The sequence below is a fragment of the Paraplanobispora takensis genome, assembly GCF_016863195.1.
Lineage (GTDB): Bacteria > Actinomycetota > Actinomycetes > Streptosporangiales > Streptosporangiaceae > Planobispora > Planobispora takensis.
The window spans coordinates 1-20,464 of the sequence record NZ_BOOK01000054.1; the positions used below are offsets into that span (position 1 = coordinate 1).

A 20,464-nucleotide genomic window follows, 5' to 3' on the forward strand; every position below is an offset into this window, starting at 1 on the left:
CGACCATCGTGTTGATGGTCTCCTTCAGCTCCATGATCTCGCCGCGGGCGTCCACCCGGATCTTCTGCGACAGGTCGCCCTTGGCGACCGCGGTCGTCACCTCGGCGATGGATCGCACCTGCGCCGTCAGGTTGTCGGCCATGACGTTCACCGACTCGGTCAGCGCCTTCCAGGTCCCGGAGACGCCCTTGACGTCGGCCTGGCCGCCCAGCCTTCCCTCGGTGCCGACCTCGCGGGCCACCCGGGTGACCTCGTCGGCGAAGGACGACAGCTGGTCGACCATGGTGTTGAGGGTGTTCTTCAGCTCCAGGATCTCGCCGCGGGCCGAAACGGTGATCTTCTGCGAGAGGTCGCCGCGGGCGACGGCGGTGGCCACCTGGGAGATGTTGCGGACCTGGTCGGTGAGGTTGCCCGCCATGTAGTTCACCGAGTCGGTCAGGTCGCGCCAGGTTCCGGAGACGCCCTTGACGTCGGCCTGACCGCCGAGGCGGCCGTCGGTGCCGACCTCGCGGGCCATGCGGGTGACCTCGTCGGCGAAGGACGACAGCTGGTCGACCATGGTGTTGATGGTGTTCTTCAGCTCCAGGATCTCGCCGCGGGCGTCGACCGTGATCTTCTGCGACAGGTCGCCCTTGGCGACCGCGGTGGTGACCTGGGCGATGGAGCGCACCTGGTTGGTCAGGTTGCCCGCCATGAAGTTCACCGAGTCGGTCAGGTCGCGCCAGGTGCCCGCCACGCCGGTCACCTCGGCCTGACCGCCGAGGCGGCCGTCGGTGCCCACCTCGCGGGCCACGCGGGTGACCTCCGCGGCGAAGGACGACAGCTGGTCGACCATCGTGTTGAGGGTGTTCTTCAGCTCCAGGATCTCGCCGCGGACGTCAACGGTGATCTTCTGCGACAGGTCGCCGGTCGCGACCGCCGTGGCCACCTGGGCGATGTCGCGCACCTGGTCGGTGAGGTTGCCCGCCATGGCGTTCACCGAGTCGGTCAGGTCCTTCCAGGTGCCCGAGACGCCCGGCACGTCGGCCTGGCCGCCGAGCTGGCCCTCGGTGCCCACCTCGCGGGCCACGCGCGTCACTTCCGAGGTGAACAAGGAGAGCTGGTCCACCATGCCGTTGAAGACGGTGGCGATCTCCTTCAGCAGCCCGTCGCCCTCGTCGGGCAGGCGCGTGCCGAAGTCGCCGTCGCGAACGGCTGTGAGACCGGCCAGGAGCTGACGCAGGTCCAGCTCCTCCACGCCTCCGGCAGTCGGGGTAGCGCGCCTCGCCGTGTCGGCGGTCTCAGCCATCGTTCACCATCGCATCTCTCGACCCAGATCAGGTCAGGCAATGGTATGACTCCGGAAGTCCCTATATAGCCTGACGTGTAGTTGACTTGTTCGTTTCCCAGCCATTATCTGGAGATCCGGCTGCCCCGTGCGCGGGGAATACGCCATCCCGTGCATTCTCCTGGCGGCCCAGCCTCGATCCGGCGTAGGCGACCGCGCGCAGCCGCCGCAGCAGGCCGTGCAACTGCAGGGCCGGATGGCTGTTCAGCACCGGGTCGAAGGAGATCCGGTCATCCCCGCCCGGCAGGTCGTCGGGCAGCGACGTGTGCAGCGTCAGGAACGCCGCCGGCCGCTGCTGGAACCCCTCGATGCCGAGGGCGAAGCGCACCGGCCGCGCCTGGACGGCGGGCACGAGCGCGTCGGGGTCGGCCGACAGGCGCCGGCCGCGGTCCGCCGAGACGGCCAGGAAGCGGATCCGCCCGGCCGCGTGCCGGTAGGAGACCAGCGTGGAGAAGACGCCCGCGGCGAACCCGGTGCTGGGGAAGGGCAGGAACTTCGGCCAGCCGGCCGTGGACAGCAGCAGGTCGAGATGGCCGCGGGGCGTGGAGGGGCACGGCAGCCGCAGGGCCAGGCCCAGCACGTCGGGCAGCGGGCCGGGCAGGGACGCGCCCTTGGACAGGCGCACCGTCACCTCTGTTCTCCCCGGATCGTCGAGGATGGGAATGCCCAGGTAGATGTCGGGATGGTCGACGACCTCGAAGGTGGCCCGGAAGAACCGCCCGCGGGTGTGCAGGGCCCGGCCGCCGCGCACCGCCGCGACGCCGCGGGCCAGCGCGTGCACGGCTACGGTCCCTCCGCCGGGCGGGGCCGGATCGGGTGAGGAAGATGCCATGGCGTCCGCCTACCCTCAGATCCGGCTCCCACCGCGTTCGCGGGCCCGGATGTTCCGGCCCGCGGTGCCCGCCCCTCCCGCGCGGCGGGACCCGTCCGCCGGATCAGGGGCGCCCGTCGATCAGCGACTCGGCCTCCTCGTCGGACAGCTGGTCGATCTCGGCCGCCAGGAGCTCCTCCACGACGGCCGCGAGGCGGCGGATCGACCGCGCGGTGAACAGGGCGTTGAGCGGCAGGTCGACGCCGATCTCGGAGCAGATCCTGGCGATCACCCGGGTGCCGAGCAGCGAGTGGCCGCCCACGTCGAAGAAGTCGTCGTCGATCCCGAGGTCCTCGCGTCCCAGGACCTCGCACCAGACCTCGTGCACCAGCTCCTCGCTCGCGGTGGACGGCCCGGCGGCCGGGGCCGCACCGCCGTCCCCGAGCGGGGAGGGCAGGGCGGCCCGGTCGAGCTTGCCGTTGGGCAGCCGGGGGAAGCCCGCGACCGGCACGTACAGGCTGGGCAGCATCGTGGAGGGCAGACGGGTCTGCAGGAACGCCCGCAGCTCCCCGGCGGGGACCTCCGCACCGGCGTACTGCACGTAGGCGACCAGCGCCCGCCCGCCGGGGGCGTCCTCGCGCACCGCCGCGACCGCCCTGGTCACCGCGGGGTGGGCCGACAACGCCGCCTCCACCTCGCCCGGCTCGATCCGCACGCCGCGCACCTTGACCTGGTCGTCGACCCGGCCCAGGAACTCCAGGCCGCCGTCGGGCGAGCGCCGTACCAGGTCACCGGTCCGGTACAGGCGCGCGCCGTCGCCGAAGGGATCGGCCACGAACCGCTCCGCGGTGAGCCCGGGGCGGCCGTGATAGCCGCGCGCCAGGCCGTCACCGCCCAGGTACAGCTCGCCGGCCACCCCCGGCGGGACCGGTTCCATCGCCGCGTCCAGCACGTGGGCGACGGTGTTGGCCACCGGCACCCCGATGGACATGGCCGCGGCGTCCGGCGGCACCCGGTGGACCGTCGACCAGATCGTCGTCTCCGTCGGCCCGTAGAGGTTCCACAGCTGCCCGGCGACGCGGTGGATCCGGCCGGCGAGGTGGACCGGCAGCGGCTCCCCGCCGCTGAAGACGCGGGGCAGCCCGGACGGCAGCCGCTCCAGGATCTCCGCCAGCACCGAGGGCGGCGCCTGGACCGTGGTCACCTCGTGCCGGGCGACCAGCTCACCGAGCGAGCCGGTGCCGTACGGCGGGGCGATCACCACGGTCCCGCCCGCCAGCAGCGGGCCGAAGATCTCCAGCCCGGCGATGTCGAAGGACAGGGAGGTCAGCAGCAGCATCCGCTCGGCCTCGGTGAAGCCCAGGGAGGTGACCAGGTTCACCACTCCCCGGTGCGGGACCGTGACGCCCTTCGGCCGCCCCGTCGACCCGGAGGTGTAGATCACGTAGGCGAGGGCGTCGGAGGGGACGCTCTCCTCGGGCAGCGGCGGCAGGGCGCCCGACAGCAGCGCGTCCAGCAGGATCGCCGGGGGATGGTCGCTGGGCAGGCGCTCGATCAGCGTCGCGCGGGTCACCAGCAGCACGGCGCCCGAGTCGGCCAGCATGAACCGCAGCCGGTCGACCGGGTAGTCGGGGTCCAGCGGCACGTAGCAGCCCCCGGCCTTCAGCACCGCCAGCAGCGTCACGACGAGCTCCGGCTCGCGCGGCAGGCACACCGCCACCGGGCTCTCCGCCCGGACCCCGCGCTGGCGCAGCCGCCGGGCCAGGTCGTCGGCCCGCTGCTCCAGCTGGGCGTAGGTCAGCGTCCCCGAGCGCGACACGATCGCCGGGGCGTCCGGGGCCAGCGCCGCCCGCTCCGCGACCAGCTCGTGCAGCGGGCGGTCCGGGTACGGCGAGGCCGGGCCGTGCCAGGCGGTCAGCAGCCGGCGGCGTTCCCCGGCGTCCAGCAGCGGGAGGCGGGAGATCGGCAGCTCCGGGTCCCGTACGGCCGCCTCCAGCAGTGTCAGGAATCCCGACAGCAGGCGGCGGACGGTGTCCTCCTCGAACAGGTCGGTGCTGTACTCGATCCACCCGCCCAGCCCGCCGTGCGAGCTCAGCACCTCCAGGGTCAGATCGGTCTTGGCCGTCCCGGTGCCGAGCTGCAGCCCGTGCGCCTCGACCGGGAGCTGGTTGAAGCCGACCTGGTAGAGAGGGGTGCGGCCGGGGTCGCGCGGCGGGCGCAGCTCCTCCACCAGCCGGGCGAAGGGCACCCTCTCGTGCTCCAGGGCCTCCAGCACGGTGGCGCGCACCCGCTCCAGCGCCCCGGAGAACGACGGGTCGCCGTCCAGATCGACGCGCAGCGGCAGCGTGTTGACGAACATGCCGATCAGCGGGCCGAGCTCGGGCAGCTCGCGGCCGGCCACCGGGGAGCCCACGACGACGTCCGTGCGGCCCGTCCAGCGGGCCAGCAGGGTCGCGAACGCGGCCAGCAGCACCATGAAGGGGGTCGAGCCCGTCCGTTTGGCGAGTTCGGCCACCCGCTCGGCGGTCTCGCCGGGAACGGAGAAGTCGAGGTTGGCGCCGGCGTAGCTCAGCTCGGCCGGGCGGGGCCGGTCGGCGGGCAGCTCCAGCGGGACGGTCCCGGCGAGTTTGGCCCGCCAGTAGTCCAGGTCGGCCTCGAGCGCCCCGCCGGCCAGGCGCTCACGCTGCCAGACGGCGTAGTCGGCGTACTGGATCGCCGGCTCCGGCAGGTCCGGCGGGCGCTCCTCCCGCAGCGCCGCGCAGAGCTCGGCCAGCTCGCGCGAGAGGACCTGCGAGGACCAGGCGTCGTAGACCGTGTGGTGGGCGACGAACAGCAGCCGCCACTCCTGCTCGCCCGTCTCGCCCGGCCCCAGCGACACCAGCCGCGCCCGCCACAGCGGGGCCCGGTCCAGGGAGAACGGCGCGCGGGCCTCCCGCTCGGCGATCCGCTCGAACTCCGCCTGCGGGTCGGCCGCCCCCGACACGTCGCTGCGCTCCAGGACCACCGGAACCTGCGCGGCGACCCGCTGGACGACCTGCTCGTCCCGGAAGGCGAAGGAGGTCCGCAGCGGCTCGTGCCTGCGCACCAGGAGGCCCAGCGCCCGCTCCAGCAGGTCGGGGTCGACCGGCCGCATCCAGGGCAGGGCGGAGCAGGCGGCGACGTTGTAGACCGCCAGTTCGGGCTGCAGCTCGGTGAGGAACCAGATCCGCTCCTGGGCGAAGGAGGCGGGGAAGAGGTCCTCGGTGGTCATCGGCTCTCCTTCAGGCAGGCGCGGATCTCGTCGGTGATGGGCTGCAGTGCGTCGGTCTCGCCTACGGTGGCCAGCCAGCACCACTGGTCCAGGGCGTGGTAGAGCCGGTAGAGATCCACCCGCTCGGACCAGTCGGCGGGCAGCTCGCCGTACCCGGCCAGCAGCTCCCGGCGGCGTACGGCATCGCCCCTGACGGCGAAGTAGTCGGTCTTGGCCAGGTCCATGAGCGGGTCGCCGCCCAGGGCGTTCTCCATGTCGATGACACCGGTGAGGTGCCAGGACCCGTCGCGTTCGGCGACCATCACGTTGCGCTCGTGGAAGTCGTGATGGCACAGCACGGGCGTGCGGCAGCGCGCGAGCAGGTGCCGCCGGGCCGCGACGTACCCGGTGACCTCGGCGTGCAGCGCCGGGTCGCCGCCGAACTCGGCGAACTGCGCCGTGCGCAGGTCGAGCTGGCCGCCCAGGTAGGCCTCGTTGGACGGCTCGCGCACCCCGTCGAGGGGGCCGAACTGCGCCAGTCCGACGTCGTGCAGGGCGCGCAGCGCGGCCCCCATCTCCCGGTACAGGCCCGCGATCGCCGCCTCGGGCAGGGCGCCGGACACCTCCGACAGCGGCCTGCCCGCCACCTTCGTCATGATCAGGTAGGCGCGGGGCAGGTCGCGCCTGGAGTCGTCCCACTTCACCACCGCCGGCGCCGGGACGCCGCTGCCGCGCAGCAGGTCGTAGACCTGCATCTCCTTGTGGAGCCTGGCGGTGAACAGGTCGGGGTAGATCTTCACGATCACGTCCGGGTGCGGCAGGCTCCGGTCGGCGCAGCGGACCTCGTAGACGGCGCTGATCTCCCCGCCGGTGCGCAGGACGACCCGTTCGACCTCGGCGCCCAGCAGCTCGCCGGCCTTGCTCGCCGGCAGCGGCATGGTGAGCGCCTTGGCGAACGCGGGCGCGCTCCAGGCCAGGCTGACGCGGTTGCCCGCCCGCTCGCGCAGGACCTGCGCGCCGACCAGGTCGTCGGGGACGGCCTCGGGCATCTCCTCGTCGAACCGGGCCAGTACGGGGACTCGCATCGAGATGAGCACGTGGGCGGCGATGCCGAGGCCGAACACGATGTACATGAAGGCGATGCCCCGGCCCTCGCCCACACCGATCACGGCGCCCACGGTCGGGGCCAGCGCGCCGCCGGGGGCCAGCAGCGGCTCCAGCAGGCGCTCGCCCAGCGGCGCGACCACGGCCATGCCCAGCGGCAGCGTCGACCAGGAGATCATCTGGTTGACCGCCATGACCCGGCCGTGGAAGCGCTGCGGCACCTTCACGTGCACGATCGTCATGAAGATGCCGTTGACGATCGACAGGCTGCCCCACAGGCCGAAGGCGCCGATCCCCACGACCAGGGGGGAGGCGTGCAGGCCGGTGACGACCGCGAAGAGGCTCAGCAGCAGGGTGGCCAGCATCACGCCCCGCATCCGGCGCCTGCGCGGGCCGCCCCACAGCGCGACCACCAGGCCGCCCAGGGCGGCGCCCACGCCGCCGGCGACGGAGATCTGCCCGGCGGTGGAGAGCGAGGCGAAGGACAGCACCAGCGGCGAGATCGACAGCAGCAGCGCCGACAGCATCACGTTCAGCACGGCGAAGTACAGCTGGGCGGCCCGCAGATACCGGTTGCCGAACGACATGCGGAACCCGTTGGCGATCTCCGCCGTCAGCGTCTCCCGGCGCACGTGCGCCATCGTGGCGGGGAAGCGGACGAGCACCAGCACGACCAGCAGCAGACCGAAGCTCGCCACGTCGACGACGAGGACGCCGCTCAGGCCGATCGAGGACAGCAGCGCCACGGCCACCAGCGGCGCGACGAACTGGGAGGTGCCCATCACCATCTGCACGACGCCGGCCGCGTGACCCAGGTACTGCTTGGGCACCAGCTGGGGGAGCGCGGTGGTGAAGGCCAGCCGCTGGAAGATCAGGGCGATCGACAGGCACGCCGTCAGCGGGTAGAAGTGCCAGATCTCCAGGTTCCCGCTCCACAGCAGCAGGCCCAGGACGAGCTGGGTCCCGCCGGCCAGGCAGGCGCCCGTGACCATCATCCGGCGCTTTCCCGCCCGGTCCACCAGCGCGCCGATCAGGGGCGCGGCGAACACGCCCGGCATGATCGACAGCGCGATGAACAGCGCGTAGTCCGCCAGCGACCCGGTCGTCAGATAGATCCACATGGGGATCGCGAAGTCGGTGACCGCGGTTCCGGTCATCGAGACCAGCTGGGCCATCGCGACGATCATGAAACGCCGCATGCTGGGCGGGGGCGCGCCCGGCGCGGTGCCCGCGCTCTTCTCCGCCCCGGCGCCCGGGGCCTGCCGGGGACGGGTGGAGGTCTCCTCGACCCACCAGCCCGCGGCCGGGCCCCGGGAGGTCCGGTCGAGGGTGTGCGCCGCGCCGTACCCCATCGCGATGTGGGTGTTGGTCAGGACCTCCGCCAGGTCCTCGGCCCGGTACTTCAGGAAGTAGTGCCCGGCCTCGTCGAGGATGACCAGCGCCGTCTCGGGGCTGAGGAAGTGCCACTCCTTGTAGCGTTCGAGGTAGTAGTCCGTCGCGGGGTCCTGCTCGCCCACCACCGAGATGACCGGGGCGCGGAGCGGGGCGACCTCCTCCGCCAGCAGCCGGGTGAAGGTCTCCTCGGCGATCAGGGTGTCCCGGCGCTGGTTGCGCACCATGAACCTGATCTGTTCCTCGTCGAGGCCGGAGACGTCGTTGCCCATCGACTTCATCCGGTTCTCGTAGGCCCGGTCGCCGCGCAGCCGGTCCGTGCGGAGCAGCCGGCCCAGCGGACCGGCGATGCGGCCGGTGGGCCGGGTGAAGGGGAAGATCGCGCCGATGTAGACGGCCTCCGGCTCCCGGCCCCGCGCCTCCAGCCGCCGGGCCACCTCCACGGCGAGCGCGCCGCCGATGCCGCAGTGGCCGTAGATCGCCAGCGGGCCGTCGATGCCCTCCAGGATCTCCGTGACGCACTGGTCGGCGATCTCGTCCAGGGGTTTGGTCTCCTCCTCGGGCAGGCCGGGGTCGTGGCCGGGGAAGGCCATGGCGTACAGCGCGCACTCCTCGGGCAGCGCGTCCGCCAGCGGCTGGAAGACCATCGCCTGGCCGCCGCCGTAGGGGATGCAGACGTAGGTGATGCTCCGTTGCGGGCCCGGCCGGGTCAGCTCGTACAGCAGGGAGCGGGGCCCCTGCGGCGCGTCCGGCCGCTCGACCAGCTCCGCCAGGGCGCGCACCGTCGGGTTCTTGAACAGGTCCATGACCCCGACCGCGCGCCCGCCCTCCAGGCCGGGCAGGGCCTTGCGCAGCCGGGCGACGGCCTGCACGGCCATCAGGGAGTGGCCGCCCAGCTCGAAGAAGTCGTCGTCGGAGCCGACGGCCTCCACGCCCAGCAGCTCCCGCCACACCTCCGCGATGGCCCGCTCGGCGGGCGTGGCAGGCTCGGTGCCCCGCCCGCCCTCTTCTCCGTGCCGCTGCGGTGCGGGCAGCGCCGAGCGGTCCAGCTTGCCGTTGGGGCTCAGCGGCAGCGCCTCCAGCACGACGATCGCGGAGGGCACCATGGCGTCGGGCAGCGCCGCGCGCAGCGACGAGCGCAGGACGGCGGTGTCGACCGTCATGTCACTCGCATCGCCCGCCTCGCCGGGCACGACATAGGCGACCAGCCGCCTGTCACCGGCAGCGCCGTCCTCCCGGACGGTCACCACCGCCTCGCCCACGCCCGGCTGCTCGCGCAGGACCGCCTCGATCTCGCCCAGCTCGATGCGCTGGCCCCGGATCTTGACCTGGGTGTCGATCCGGCCGAGGAAGACGATCGCCCCGTCGCGGCGCAGCCGTACCAGGTCCCCCGTCCTGTACAGGCGCGCGCCCGGCGGGCCGAAGGGGTCGGGCACGAAGCGCTCGGCGGTCAGCGCGGGGCGGTCGTGGTAGCCGGTGGCCAGCTGGACCCCGCCGATGTGCAGCTCGCCCGGCACCCCGAAGGGGACCGGCCGCAGGTGCCGGTCCAGGACGTACAGCGTGGTGTTCTGCACCGGACGCCCGATGGGCACCGTGGCGTCGCCGGGCGCGCACCGCCACAGGGTGACGTCCACGGCCGCCTCCGTCGGGCCGTACAGGTTGTACAGCTCCACTTGCGGCAGCCGGGCGAAGAACCGCTCGGCCACGTGCGGGGGCAGCTCCTCGCCGCTGCACACCACCCGCCGCAGCGGGGAGCAGCGCTCGAGGTCCTCCTCGGTGAGGAAGGCCGCCAGCATCGACGGCACGAAGTGCATCGTCGTGACGCCCCGTGAGGCGATCAGGTCGCGCAGGTAGGCGGTGTCGCGGTGGCCGCCGGGCCGGGCCAGCAGGAGCCGGGCGCCGGTGATCAGCGGCCAGAAGAACTCCCACACCGACACGTCGAACCCGGCCGGGGTCTTCTGCAGCACCACGTCGTCGCCGGACAGGCGGTAGGCGCGCTGCATCCAGTCGAGCCGGTTGCCGATGCCCGCGTGGGTGTTGGGCACGCCCTTGGGCCGGCCCGTCGAGCCCGAGGTGTAGATCATGTAGGCGACGTCGGAGGAGGTGGCGGCGGGCGGCGGCGGGGTGGCGGGATACCCGGTGAGCGGGTCGTCCAGCGACACGGTGACCGGGCCGTGCGGAGGGGCGTCCCGTGGAGGGGAGCCGTGCGGAGGGGCGCCGGGTGAGGCGGCCTCCGGTGGCGCGCCGGGCGCGGCCTGCGCGCCGGTCGGCGGCAGGCGGTCCCCGACGGCCTGCTGGAGGAGCAGGACCGCGGCCCCGGCGTCGGAGAGCATGAAGGCCAGCCGGTCGGCCGGGTAGTCGGGGTCCAGCGGCACGTAGGCCCCGCCCGCCTTCAGCACGCCCAGCAGACCCGCCACCAGCTCGGGCGAGCGCTCGGCGCAGACCGCGACCCGCGAGCCGGGGCCCACCCCCAGCTCCCGCAGCCGGTGGGCCAGCCGGTTGGCCCGCCCGTCGAGCTCGGCGTAGGTCAGCCGGACGTCCTCGAACTCCACCGCCACGGCGTCCGGGGTCCGCGCCGCCTGCGCCTCGAACAGCGAGCCCAGGGTGGCCTCGTCGTCGTACGGCTCGCGCGGCCCGGCGGCGTGGGCGAGGATCCGCTCCCGCTCGGCGGGCGGGAGGATCTCCAGCTCCGAGATCCGCGTGTCCGGCGCCGCGGCGGCCGCGCGCAGCAGCGCCTCGAAGTGCGAGGCCAGGGCCGCGACGGTGTCCGCGCCGAACAGGTCGCGGTTGTAGATGAGGAGCCCGCGCAGCCCCTCGGGCTCCTCCTCCAGGAAGAGCTCCAGCTCGAAGCGGGCGCCGCGGGCCTGGAGGTCGAACGGCTCGGCGCTCAGCCCCGGCCAGGCCGGCCGCCGGGCGTCGCGGTAGCTCTGGAAGGCCAGGCCGACCTGGAAGACCGGCGGCCGGGACACGTCCCTGACGACCCCGAGCTCCCCGACCAGCCGCTCGAAGGGCAGCTCCTGGTGGGCGTAGGAGTCGGTGGTGCTCCGCCGGACCCGGTCCAGCAACTCCCGGAAGGACGGGTCGCCGCCGAGATCGGCCCGGACCGCCAGGACGTTGATGAACAGGCCGATCATGCCCTCCAGCTCCCGGCGCGGGCGCCCGCCCACCGGGGAGCCGACCGCGAAGTCGTCCTGGCCGCAGTAGCGGCCGAGCAGGGCCTGGTAGGCCGCGAGCACCGCCATGTGGAGCGTCGCGCCCTCCCGCCTGGCGAGCCCGGCCACCGCCTCCACCAGTTCGCGGTCCAGGAGGAAGGCGTGCGAGGCGCCGTCATAGGTCTGCTCGGCGGGGCGCCTGCCGTCGACGGGCAGCTCCAGCGGCGGGACTCCGGCCAGCCGCGCGCGCCAGTAGTCCAGATCCGCCTCGGAGACCGGGCGCTCGCGCTGCCAGAGGGCGTAGTCGCCGTACTGGATCTCCAGGTCGGGCAGGTCGGCGCCGCCGTAGAGCGCGCGCAGCTCCTCGGTGAGGATCTCGATGGACCAGCCGTCGGCCACGATGTGGTGGACGGTCACCAGCAGCACGTGGTCGTCCTCGGCCAGGCGGACGAGAGCGGAGCGGATCGGCGGGTCCGAGGCCAGGTCGAAGGGGCGGGCCATCTCGGCGCTCAGGATCTGCGCCGCGGCCGCCTCGTCACCGGCGGTGAGGCGGCGCAGCCCGATCTCGGCCTCCTCGCCGACGAGGACGTACGGCTGGCCGTCCTCGCCGGCGGGGAAGCGCATCCGCAGGCTCTCGTGCCGGGCCACGACGGCGCGCAGGGCCAGCTCCAGCCGGTCGGGGTCGAGGCGGCCGCGCAGCCGCAGGGAGATCGGGATCGTGTAGGCGGTGTTCCCCGGGATGAACTGGTCCATGAACCACAGCCGCTCCTGGCCGAACGAGAGCGGGATCGGACGGTCGGCCGGGCGCCGGGGGAGGGCCGGGACCTGCGCCGGGGCGCGGCGGCGAAGCCTTTGTTCGAGGAGTGCCCTTTTGGGGTCGGAGAGCCGGACGTTGTTCGAGGACAGCCCGGACGAGGATGTCACACCTGTCTCACTTTCGGGTGGGCAGCGCGTTACATCAGATCAAGGTCATTCATACATATCTGTCCGTACGGAGTCGAGATGTGAAACGGACCGTAAATGACTGATTTATAAATGGGCTGTCTGAAAATGGTGTTATCTCATGACTGAAGGGCCGCCAGCGCGGCCGCCACCGCGGCGGCCCTGACCTCTTCGAACGGGAGGGAGGCGTGCTCCACCACGCAGTCGGACATGCCGCCGATCGCCACGGTCGCGTGGATCCGCGCGGCGGCGGAGGGGGAGGGACCGAGCAGCAGCGCGGTCAGCCGCTTGCGCCACTCCCACACCCGCTCCACCAGATCGAGCCCGAGCATCGTGCCCGGGTCGTGCAGGAGCATCACGAGCACCTCGCGGTGCCGCCACATGAGCTCGAAGCAGTCCTCGAGCAGCCGTCGCGCGTCTCCCGGTGCGAGGGTGGCCGTGAAGGTGTCCAGGTCGTCCAGGAGCGGCTGCAGAATGCTCCTGACCAGGGCCTCGCGTGACTCGAAGTGGTAGTAGAGGGCCGGTTTGGTGATGCCGAGCCGGTCGGAGATCTGCTTCAGGCTGGTGTTCTGCACGCCCTGCTCCATGAACAGCTCGCGTGCCACGGCCTGGATGCGCGTCTTGGTGTCCGAGGGCCTCGCCATGGCCCAAGGGTAGCGCTTACCTATCGTTAAGTAGGTTCTTGCGCGGCCGGCCGAACCGTGCTTACCTATCGTTAAGTAAGTGGCTTACCTTCCGTTAAGTAAGGAGAAGCGCGTGCGGATCCTCGTCTCCGGGGCCAGCATCGCCGGTCCCGTCCTGGCCTACTGGCTCGACCGGTACGGCTTCGCGGTCACCGTGGTCGAGCGGGCCCCGCGGCTGCGCAAGGCCGGCGGGCACGCGGTCGACCTGTTCCGCCCGGCCATGGACATCGTCGACCGGATGGGCCTGCTCGATCAGATCCGGCAGAGGCAGACCGGCACCCAGTGGCTCTCCTTCCGCACCGGGGACGGCGGGCGCCCGCACGAGATGGAGGTCGGCAGGCTGGTCCGCGTCGTGTCCGACCGGCACGCCGAGATCATGCGGGACGACCTGGGCGAGATCCTCCACGAGGCCACCCGGCACGGGGTGGAGTACCTCTTCGGCGACTCCGTCGCCACCATGACCGAGGACTCCGGCGGCGTCGACGTCACCTTCGACGGCGGCGCCGCCCGCAGGTTCGACCTGGTGATCGGGGCCGACGGGCTGCACTCCAACGTCCGGCGCCTGGCCTTCGGCGCGGAGTCGCGCTTCTCGACCTGGATCGGGGCCTACCTGGCGGTCATGTCGATCCCCAACTACCTGGGCCTGCGCGACCGCATGGAGGGGATCGCGGGGGTGGACAGGATGGCGGGCGTCTACGGCGGGGCGCACATGGACGACGCCCGCGCGCTGTTCATGTTCCGCCCCGCCGCCGAGCTCGACTACCACCACCGCGACGTCGAGCGGCAGAAGGAACTGCTGCGCCGGCACTTCGCCGGCCTGGGCTGGGAGGTGCCCCGGCTGCTGGGCGAGGAGCTGGAGCGCGCCTCGACGTTCTACTTCGACTCGATCACCCAGATCCGCATGGACAGCTGGTCCCGGGGGCGGGTGAGCCTGGCCGGCGACGCGGGTTACTGCCCCGGCCCGGCCGTCGGCGGCAGCACCAGCCTGGCGGTCGTGGGCGCCTACGTCCTGGCCGGCGAGCTGGCCGCGGCCGGGGGCGACCACGCGCGGGCCTTCCCCGCCTACGAGCGGGAGATCGGCGACTACGTACGGCGCAGCCGTACCTTCGCCGTCGGCGCGGCCCGGCGGCTCATCCCCGGCAGCCGGACGGCCCTGTGGGGCATGGTCCAGGGCATCCGGATGGTCAACCGCGTTCCCACGCCGGTCCTGCGCGCCCTGACCGGCCTCGGCGGCCGGGGGGTGCGGATGCACGACAGGGTCGAGCTGAAGGACTACACGCGGGGACCGGCCACCGCCCGCCGGGCCGGAGCCTGACACCGCCGCGCGGCGGAGGGGGGCCGGCCCTCCCGCCTCGCGCGCGGGGGGTACAGGCCCCCGACGGTGCGCAGAGCCCAGCGCATGCGCTCCGCGGCGAGCTCGGGGCGGGCCCCGTAGGCGGCGGCGACCTCACCGGCGCACCGCCGGACGCCGCCGTGGCTGTGCACGGCCGCCCTGATGGCCTCGGCCACGTCGGCGGCGCTGGACAGCGCGTGCGCCGACAGGGGGCTCACGAACAGGGCCTGCGCCCGTGCGATGAGGAGCAGGTCGGATGAGCACGGCATGACAGATGCCTCCTTGCTATGTCGTTCGCGGAACCCGGCCCGCCGGACGCGGCGGGCGGGCACCTTTCGACGGTCCCCTCTCCCGGAGAGGGACTCTTCTTCTATAGAGGCATCTCGCGCGTCCGTGATACCGGATCACCGGACCCGGACGGCTGTCGGGCGGCCGGGAGTCGCCGGGGGTCACGGCGCGTGGAGGACCGGCACCTCCAGCGCCCGCACCGTCGGGTTGCCGGCTCCGGCGTCGGTGATCACCCCGGCGACCTCCGCCAGCGGCAGCACGGTGAACCGGGACGCCGCGCCGATCTTCTCCGAGCTGGCCAGCACGTAGGTGTCGGCGGCCCGGCGGGCCAGGGCGCGCTTCATCGCGGCCTCGTCGGCGTCGCCGGTGGTCAGGCCCGCCTCGGGGTGCACGCCGGTCACACCGAGCAGGAAGATGTCGGCGCGCAGGCCGCGGGCGGCCTCCATGGCGGCGGCGCCGCAGGCGACCATCGAGTGCTTGAACAGCCGTCCGCCGATCAGGTAGACCTCCACCTCCCGGTGCTCGACCAGCGCGGCGGCCACGGTCGGGCTGTGCGTGACGACGGTGGCCCGCAGGCCGGGCGGGAGCGCCCGCACCACCGCCAGGGCGGTGGTGCCGCCGTCGAGGATCACCGTGGCGCCGGGCTCGACCAGCGCCGCCGCCGCGACCGCCACCCGCTGCTTGCCGGGGACCTCGACGCCCTGGCGGGTCGTGTAGTCGGCGAGGGCCGGGGAGGCGGGCAGCGCGCCGCCGTACACCCGCTGGCACAGACCGGCCGCGGCGAGGTCGCGCAGGTCACGCCGGACGCTGTCCTCGGATATGCCCAGTTCGGCGGCGAGGTCCTTGGCGACGATCCGGCCGTCCGTGCGGAGGCGTTCGAGCAGCAGATCACGACGCTGAGCGGCAAGCATGCACGTTTCTCCTTGTTTTTTCACATTGTTGCACACTATGGTCGGCGGCATGATGATTCTTATCGCAGGCCCCTACCGTTCCGGCACCGGAGACGACCCCGAACTGATGGCACGCAATCTGGCCCGGCTGGAGGAGGCGGCGTGGCCGGTCTTCCGCAGCGGCCACGTCCCGATGATCGGCGAATGGGTCGCGCTGCCCGTGCTGCGCGGCGCGGGCGGTGACGGGCCGGCCGACCCGGTGGCCGAACAGATCATGTATCCCACCGCGGAGCGCCTGCTGCGGCACTGCGACGCGGTCCTGCGGCTGCCGGGGGAGTCCACCGGCGCCGACCAGGATGTGCGGATCGCGACGGAGCGCGGCCTGCCCGTCTACCACCGGGTCGAGGACATCCCCGGCTATCGGCCGGAATGAGCCCGCACCCCTAATCCGGGCGGCGGGACCCCTGAAGGCGGGCCGGGGCGTCGCCCCCTCCGCCGTCGTCGTGTACTACTGCGGATATGAGTGCGACGCAGAAAGTAGACGACTTCCTGAGCAAGCTCGACCACCCGATGAAGGCCGAGATGGAGGCCGTCCGGGACATCATCGTCAAGGCGAACCCCAAGATCGAGGAAGACGTGAAGTGGGGAGGTCCCAGCTTCGCCTACAAGGAGGAGATGGCCACCCTCAACCCGCGGGTGAAGGACTACGTCCCCGTGATCTTCCACAAGGGTTCCCTGTTCGACGACGACTCCGGACTGCTGGAGGCCGGGCCCAAGGGACGGGCCTACGCCAAGTTCCGCTCCATGGACGACATCGAGGCGAACAGGGCCACGCTGGAGAAGCTGGTCAACGACTGGGTCAAGATGATGGACGAGTAGCCGATCGCCTCGCCGCGCGAGGCGATCGGCAGCTCTCGTCCGGGCCCGGGACGGGCTGAGGGCAACGGGCTCAGGGCAACGGGCTCCAGGCCGGGTCGCGGCCGATGAGGCCGAGCAGGCGGTCGAACGGCCGGGCGTCCTGCGGCACCGTCACCGGCGTCCCGAAGACGCCCCGCCGCCTGCCCATCTCCACCATCTGCTCGGTGAAGGCCAGCGCCCGCGCGACGGCCTCGGGATCCGGCTCGTACTCCTGGCCGGTGGCCATAGCCAGATCCCAGCCGTGCACGACCATGTCGACGAGGAACATGTGGGCCAGAGTGGTCATCGGCAGGCCCATGGCGGAGCTGACCCCCTCCCAGGCCCCGGGCCGCGACCAGGCGGCCAGCGTGCGCGCCGCCCGCTCGGGGAAGTCGCCCGCGTAGGGGCCCTGCTCCAGGGCGGGCCCGCCGCGCCCCAGCGACTCGAACATCTCCGCCACCCACTCCAGGTGGTTGACCAGCTTCTCGACGTCGAACTTCTCACACGGGGTCGGGGAGCCGAGCTGCTCCCGCCGTACCGCCCGCACCAGCCCCGCGGTCCGTTCAGTGGCGCGGGTCATCACCGGCATCATGTCTTCCATGGCAGGGATCGTGCCCCGCGTGCCCGAGGCGCGGCTTGTAGAAACGCGACAGCGCGGCTGGATCGACCCGTACGCGGGGCTCGACGCCTTCGACTATCTCCGCTGGGAGCCCTCACCCGCGCTCTCGGCGTACGTGGACCACTTCTGGGCCGTCACCTGGACCGGCCTCGCCGAGCCGTACGAGCAGCGCATCGTCTCGCACCCCACGGTGAACATGGCGATCGCCCGGGACTTCCACCGGATCGCTGGGGTGATCAGAGGCGGGTTCTCCTACACGATGCGGGGAGAGGGCCGCGTGCTCGGCACGCGTTTCCGCCCCGGCGGGTTCCGGCCGTTCCTCGGCGCCGCGGTGTCCCGGCTGACCGGCCGCTTCGTGGAGATCGGCGAGATGTACGGCGCGGCGGGCGCGACCCTGGTCGAGCGGGTCCTGGCCGAGCCCGACCCCCGGGCCGCCGTCGCGCTCGTCGAGACGTTCCTGCTGGACCTGGAGCCGCACCCGGATCCGCTGGCGCAGGAGGCCGCGGCACTGGTGGCGACGGCGGAGCGCGAGGTGTCGGTGACCAGGGTCGACGAGCTGGCCGCCGGATCGGGGCGGTCGGTGCGCTCGCTGCAGCGGCTGTTCCGGGACTACGTCGGCATCGGCCCCAAATGGGTGATCCGCCGGTTCCGGCTCCACGAGGCCGCGGAGCGGATCTACCGGGGCCTCGACCTCGCCACGCTGGCCGCCGAGCTCGGCTACGCCGACCAGGCCCACCTGACCCGCGACTTCACCGCCGCGGTCGGCATGCCGCCCGCGGCCTACGCCCGGCTCGGACACCGGTCCTGATCCCGGCGGCCCGCCGTCCGAGCCGGACGATCGACTCACGGCGGAGATTTCGGGGCCGGGCTTGCGGACCTGGGCACATCGCAGGGAGTGGACGGGAGTAAACTCACCGCACGGTTCGGGACGCGCCGTGATTCCGCGACCCCGACGCCCGGCCCACGGAGCAGGACCTGACGGCTGGAGCCGGGACCTGTGGGCCCGATGTGAGGAGCTTGCTTCCATGCTTCGCCACCGCGCGGTGTATCTCGGGGGGATCGTCCTGCTGACGGTTCTCTACGTGCTGACCGCCCAGGCGGCGTCCGCGCTGGCGGCGGTCAACACCAGCATCTCGCCCATCTGGCTGCCCAGCGGGCTGGCGGTGGCGGCCGTCGTCCTGTACGGCTACCGCATGGCACCGGCGGTGCTGCTCGGGGCGCTGGTGTTCAACGCCTCGACCGGGATCCCGCTGTGGGTGGCCGCGCTCATCGCGGCGGGCAACGCCCTGGAGGCGCTCGTCGCCGCCGGGCTGCTGAACCGGGCCGGGTTCCGCCGGCCCGTCGCCCGCCTGCGCGACGTCCTGCTCCTGGTCGGCCTCGCCGGCCTGGGCGGCACGGCGGTGAGCGCGGGCATCGGGGTGACGGCGCTGTGGGCCGGCGGGATCGTGCCCACGGCCGAGATGACGTCCTCCTGGGTGCTGTGGTGGTTCGGCGACGCGATCGGCGTGATCACCCTGACCCCGGTGCTGCTGTCGGCCTGGGCCCATCGGCGCCGGCGGCCGGTCCCGAGCAGGGGCCGGGTGGCCGAGGCCGGCCTGCTGTGCCTGGCGCTTCCGCTGGCCACCTGGCCGGTCCTGGGGGCCGGGCGGCTGACCCTCGTCGTCCCGGTGCTGCTGTGGGCGGCGATCCGGTTCCGGCTGCCGGGCGCGAGCCTGTCCAGCCTGTTCACCTCCGCCGTGGTGATCTACGCGGCGGCGCGCGGCGTGGGGCCGTTCGTGCAGGAATCCCTGTCCACCACCCTGCTGGTCACCCAGAGCTACACCGTGGTGCTGATCGCCACGAGCACGCTGGTGGCGGCGATCATCACCGAGCGGGAGCAGGCGACCGCCGCGCTGCACGACCAGCAGGAGCGCACCCGATCGATCATCGCCACCGCCCGCGACCCCTTCGTCGGCTTCGACGCCGACGGGACGGTCACCGACTGGAACCACGCCGCAGAGACGACCTTCGGCTGGTCCGCCGCCGAGGCGGTCGGCAGGCCGCTGACCGGGCTCATCATCCCCGCCGAGGTGTACGCCGAGCGTTTCTCCGCGCCGGACTCCTGCGGGGACCGCATGGAGATCACCGCCAGGCACCGCGACGGCCGCCCGCTCCCGGTGGAGATCACCGTCTGGTGCGTGGAGTCCGCCGGCCGCCGGCACCTCAACGCCTTCGCCCGGGACATCACCGAGCGCAAGCGGTTCGAGCGGGACCTGGCCACCGCCCGCGACCGGGCGCTGGAGGCCTCCCGGCTCAAGTCGCAGTTCCTGGCCACCATGAGCCACGAGATCCGCACCCCCATGAACGCGGTCATCGGCCTGGCCGCGGTCCTGCTGGCCGGTCCGCTCGGCCACGAGCAGCGCCGGCAGCTGGAGGGCATCCTCAGCGCGGGACAGGCACTGCTGGCGATCATCAACGACATCCTGGACCTGTCCAAGATCGAAGCCGATCAGCTGGTCCTGGAGGAGGGCGAGGTCGACCTCGGCGGCGCCGTACACGACGTCGTCGCCCTGCTGTCGGCCACCGCCCGCGACAAGGGGCTGATCCTGACCGGCTCGTGCGGGCCGCGGGTGCCCGCCGTCCTGCGCGGCGACCCGGTCAGGATCCGGCAGATCCTGCTCAACCTCGTCGACAACGCCGTGAAGTTCACCCCGGACGGCAGCGTCACGGTCCGCGCCGATCTGGCCGGCACGGCGCCGGACGGCAGGCCGGAGATCCGGATCGAGGTCGCCGACACCGGCATCGGCATCCCCGCCGAGGCCAGGGAGCGGTTGTTCGACCCCTTCGTCCAGGCCGACGCCTCCACCACCCGCCGCTACGGCGGCACCGGTCTGGGCCTGGCCATCTCCCGCCGGCTCGCCCGGGCCATGGGCGGTGATCTGCGGGTGTCAGGCGAACCCGGCAAGGGCAGCACGTTCACCTGCACGCTGCTGCTGGCGCCGGTGAAGGCCGCCGCGCGCGAGCCCGTCGCCGCCGGCGGCGACGCCTCCGCGGTCTCCGCCGGCCGCTCCCGGCTGCTTCTGGTGGAGGACAACGAGCTCAACCAGATGGCGGCGCTGGAGGTGCTGAACCTGCTCGGCTATCAGGCCGATCTGGCCACCAACGGCGCCGAGGCCGTCGAGATGGCGGAGAAGACCCGCTATCAGGCGATCCTGATGGACTGCCAGATGCCGGTCATGGACGGCTACACCGCCACCACGCTGCTGCGCCGCCAGGAGGGCGCCTCCCGGCACACCCCGATCATCGCGCTGACCGCGGGGGCCTTCGCCGAGGACCGCAGGCGCTGCCTGGCCGTGGGAATGGACGACTTCATCGCCAAGCCCTTCGACTACGACCAGCTCGCCCTCACCATCGCCCGCTGGATCGACTCTCCCGGCGAGCGACCCTCATCCTGAGGCGAACACGCGGGCCCGCCGATCCCGTCACCTGCGACGCAGGAGAAGGCCGATCGCGAGGATCACGCCGAGCAGGAGAAGGGCATAGGCGATCAGCAGGTTCCAGTTCCCCAGGGAGCCGAGGACCGGCGCGTCGGGCGCCACGTAGTAGCCGGCCATCAACAGGACGCCGGTGACCAGTGAGGCGATCATCGCTCGGGCCGGCCACTTCGACGGAGCGGAGACCGCTCTCCGGTCGTCTCCGAAATCAGGCAATGACTCCTCCTGCCGCCGGGTTTCCGGATCCTCGGGTGGATCTTTGAAAAGCCCAACGAGGCAGGGGTGGAGGCGGTTCCGCGTATGCCGCCGGATTTCCGCGGATCG

General features: G+C 72.7%; 14 protein-coding genes. 5 read left to right on the plus strand and 9 right to left on the minus strand.

From position 1 onward, the window contains the following. The 5 genes from Pta02_RS33040 to Pta02_RS33060 form a co-directional block, all read right to left on the minus strand. Window positions 1-1,288 (minus strand): HAMP domain-containing protein (locus tag Pta02_RS33040; RefSeq protein ID WP_239131420.1); only part of this gene is annotated, 1,288 nt, incomplete at its 3' end. Between the two features lie 61 nt (window positions 1,289-1,349). Continuing rightward, entirely contained in the window at window positions 1,350-2,108 is a 759-nt protein-coding gene (locus Pta02_RS33045; RefSeq protein ID WP_203878927.1) for a hypothetical protein, read from the minus strand. Window positions 2,109-2,262: 154 nt separating this feature from the next. After that, window positions 2,263-5,388, minus strand: coding sequence for a non-ribosomal peptide synthetase (locus Pta02_RS33050; protein WP_203878928.1), 3,126 nt, complete (start codon window positions 5,386-5,388; stop codon window positions 2,263-2,265). Continuing rightward, window positions 5,385-11,939 (minus strand): non-ribosomal peptide synthetase, encoded by a 6,555-nt coding sequence (locus Pta02_RS33055; RefSeq protein ID WP_203878929.1) that lies wholly within the window; start codon window positions 11,937-11,939, stop codon window positions 5,385-5,387. The genes Pta02_RS33050 and Pta02_RS33055 overlap by 4 nt, the downstream gene beginning before the upstream one ends. 137 nt (window positions 11,940-12,076) lie before the next feature. Continuing rightward, the gene (locus Pta02_RS33060; protein ID WP_203878930.1) at window positions 12,077-12,601 is read right to left on the minus strand and encodes a TetR/AcrR family transcriptional regulator; all 525 of its coding nucleotides are present in this window, start codon (window positions 12,599-12,601) and stop codon (window positions 12,077-12,079) included. A gap of 112 nt (window positions 12,602-12,713) precedes the next feature. On the opposite strand from Pta02_RS33060, the gene Pta02_RS33065 reads away from it, so the two are divergent. After that, window positions 12,714-13,955, plus strand: coding sequence for an FAD-dependent monooxygenase (locus tag Pta02_RS33065; protein WP_203878931.1), 1,242 nt, complete (start codon window positions 12,714-12,716; stop codon window positions 13,953-13,955). Here the strand turns inward: Pta02_RS33065 and Pta02_RS33070 are convergent. After that, window positions 13,913-14,242, minus strand: coding sequence for a hypothetical protein (locus Pta02_RS33070; protein ID WP_203878932.1), 330 nt, complete (start codon window positions 14,240-14,242; stop codon window positions 13,913-13,915). The two genes, Pta02_RS33065 and Pta02_RS33070, sit on opposite strands and share 43 nt — an antisense overlap. A gap of 180 nt (window positions 14,243-14,422) precedes the next feature. Next, entirely contained in the window at window positions 14,423-15,172 is a 750-nt protein-coding gene (locus Pta02_RS33075) for a DeoR/GlpR family DNA-binding transcription regulator (RefSeq protein ID WP_203878933.1), read from the minus strand. A gap of 49 nt (window positions 15,173-15,221) precedes the next feature. Here Pta02_RS33075 and Pta02_RS33080 point away from each other — a divergent pair, with 49 nt between their 5' ends. Next, complete coding sequence (locus tag Pta02_RS33080; RefSeq protein WP_239131421.1) at window positions 15,222-15,584, plus strand: hypothetical protein; 363 nt, start codon at window positions 15,222-15,224, stop codon at window positions 15,582-15,584. A gap of 86 nt (window positions 15,585-15,670) precedes the next feature. Further along, the gene (locus Pta02_RS33085) at window positions 15,671-16,030 is read left to right on the plus strand and encodes a DUF1801 domain-containing protein (RefSeq protein WP_203878935.1); all 360 of its coding nucleotides are present in this window, start codon (window positions 15,671-15,673) and stop codon (window positions 16,028-16,030) included. Window positions 16,031-16,100: 70 nt separating this feature from the next. On the opposite strand, the gene Pta02_RS33090 is transcribed toward Pta02_RS33085, so the two are convergent. Then, window positions 16,101-16,649 carry a TIGR03086 family metal-binding protein gene (locus Pta02_RS33090; protein ID WP_203878936.1) on the minus strand — a complete coding sequence of 183 codons (549 nt, stop codon included), beginning with the start codon at window positions 16,647-16,649 and terminating at the stop codon, window positions 16,101-16,103. Here Pta02_RS33090 and Pta02_RS33095 point away from each other — a divergent pair. Then, complete coding sequence (locus tag Pta02_RS33095) at window positions 16,648-17,475, plus strand: helix-turn-helix domain-containing protein (protein ID WP_203878937.1); 828 nt, start codon at window positions 16,648-16,650, stop codon at window positions 17,473-17,475. The two genes, Pta02_RS33090 and Pta02_RS33095, sit on opposite strands and share 2 nt — an antisense overlap. Window positions 17,476-17,692: 217 nt before the next feature. After that, complete coding sequence (locus Pta02_RS33100; RefSeq protein ID WP_203878938.1) at window positions 17,693-20,101, plus strand: hybrid sensor histidine kinase/response regulator; 2,409 nt, start codon at window positions 17,693-17,695, stop codon at window positions 20,099-20,101. A gap of 27 nt (window positions 20,102-20,128) precedes the next feature. On the opposite strand, the gene Pta02_RS33105 is transcribed toward Pta02_RS33100, so the two are convergent. Next, window positions 20,129-20,356, minus strand: coding sequence for a cell division protein CrgA (locus Pta02_RS33105; protein WP_203878939.1), 228 nt, complete (start codon window positions 20,354-20,356; stop codon window positions 20,129-20,131). Between the last annotated feature and the right edge of the window lie 108 nt (window positions 20,357-20,464).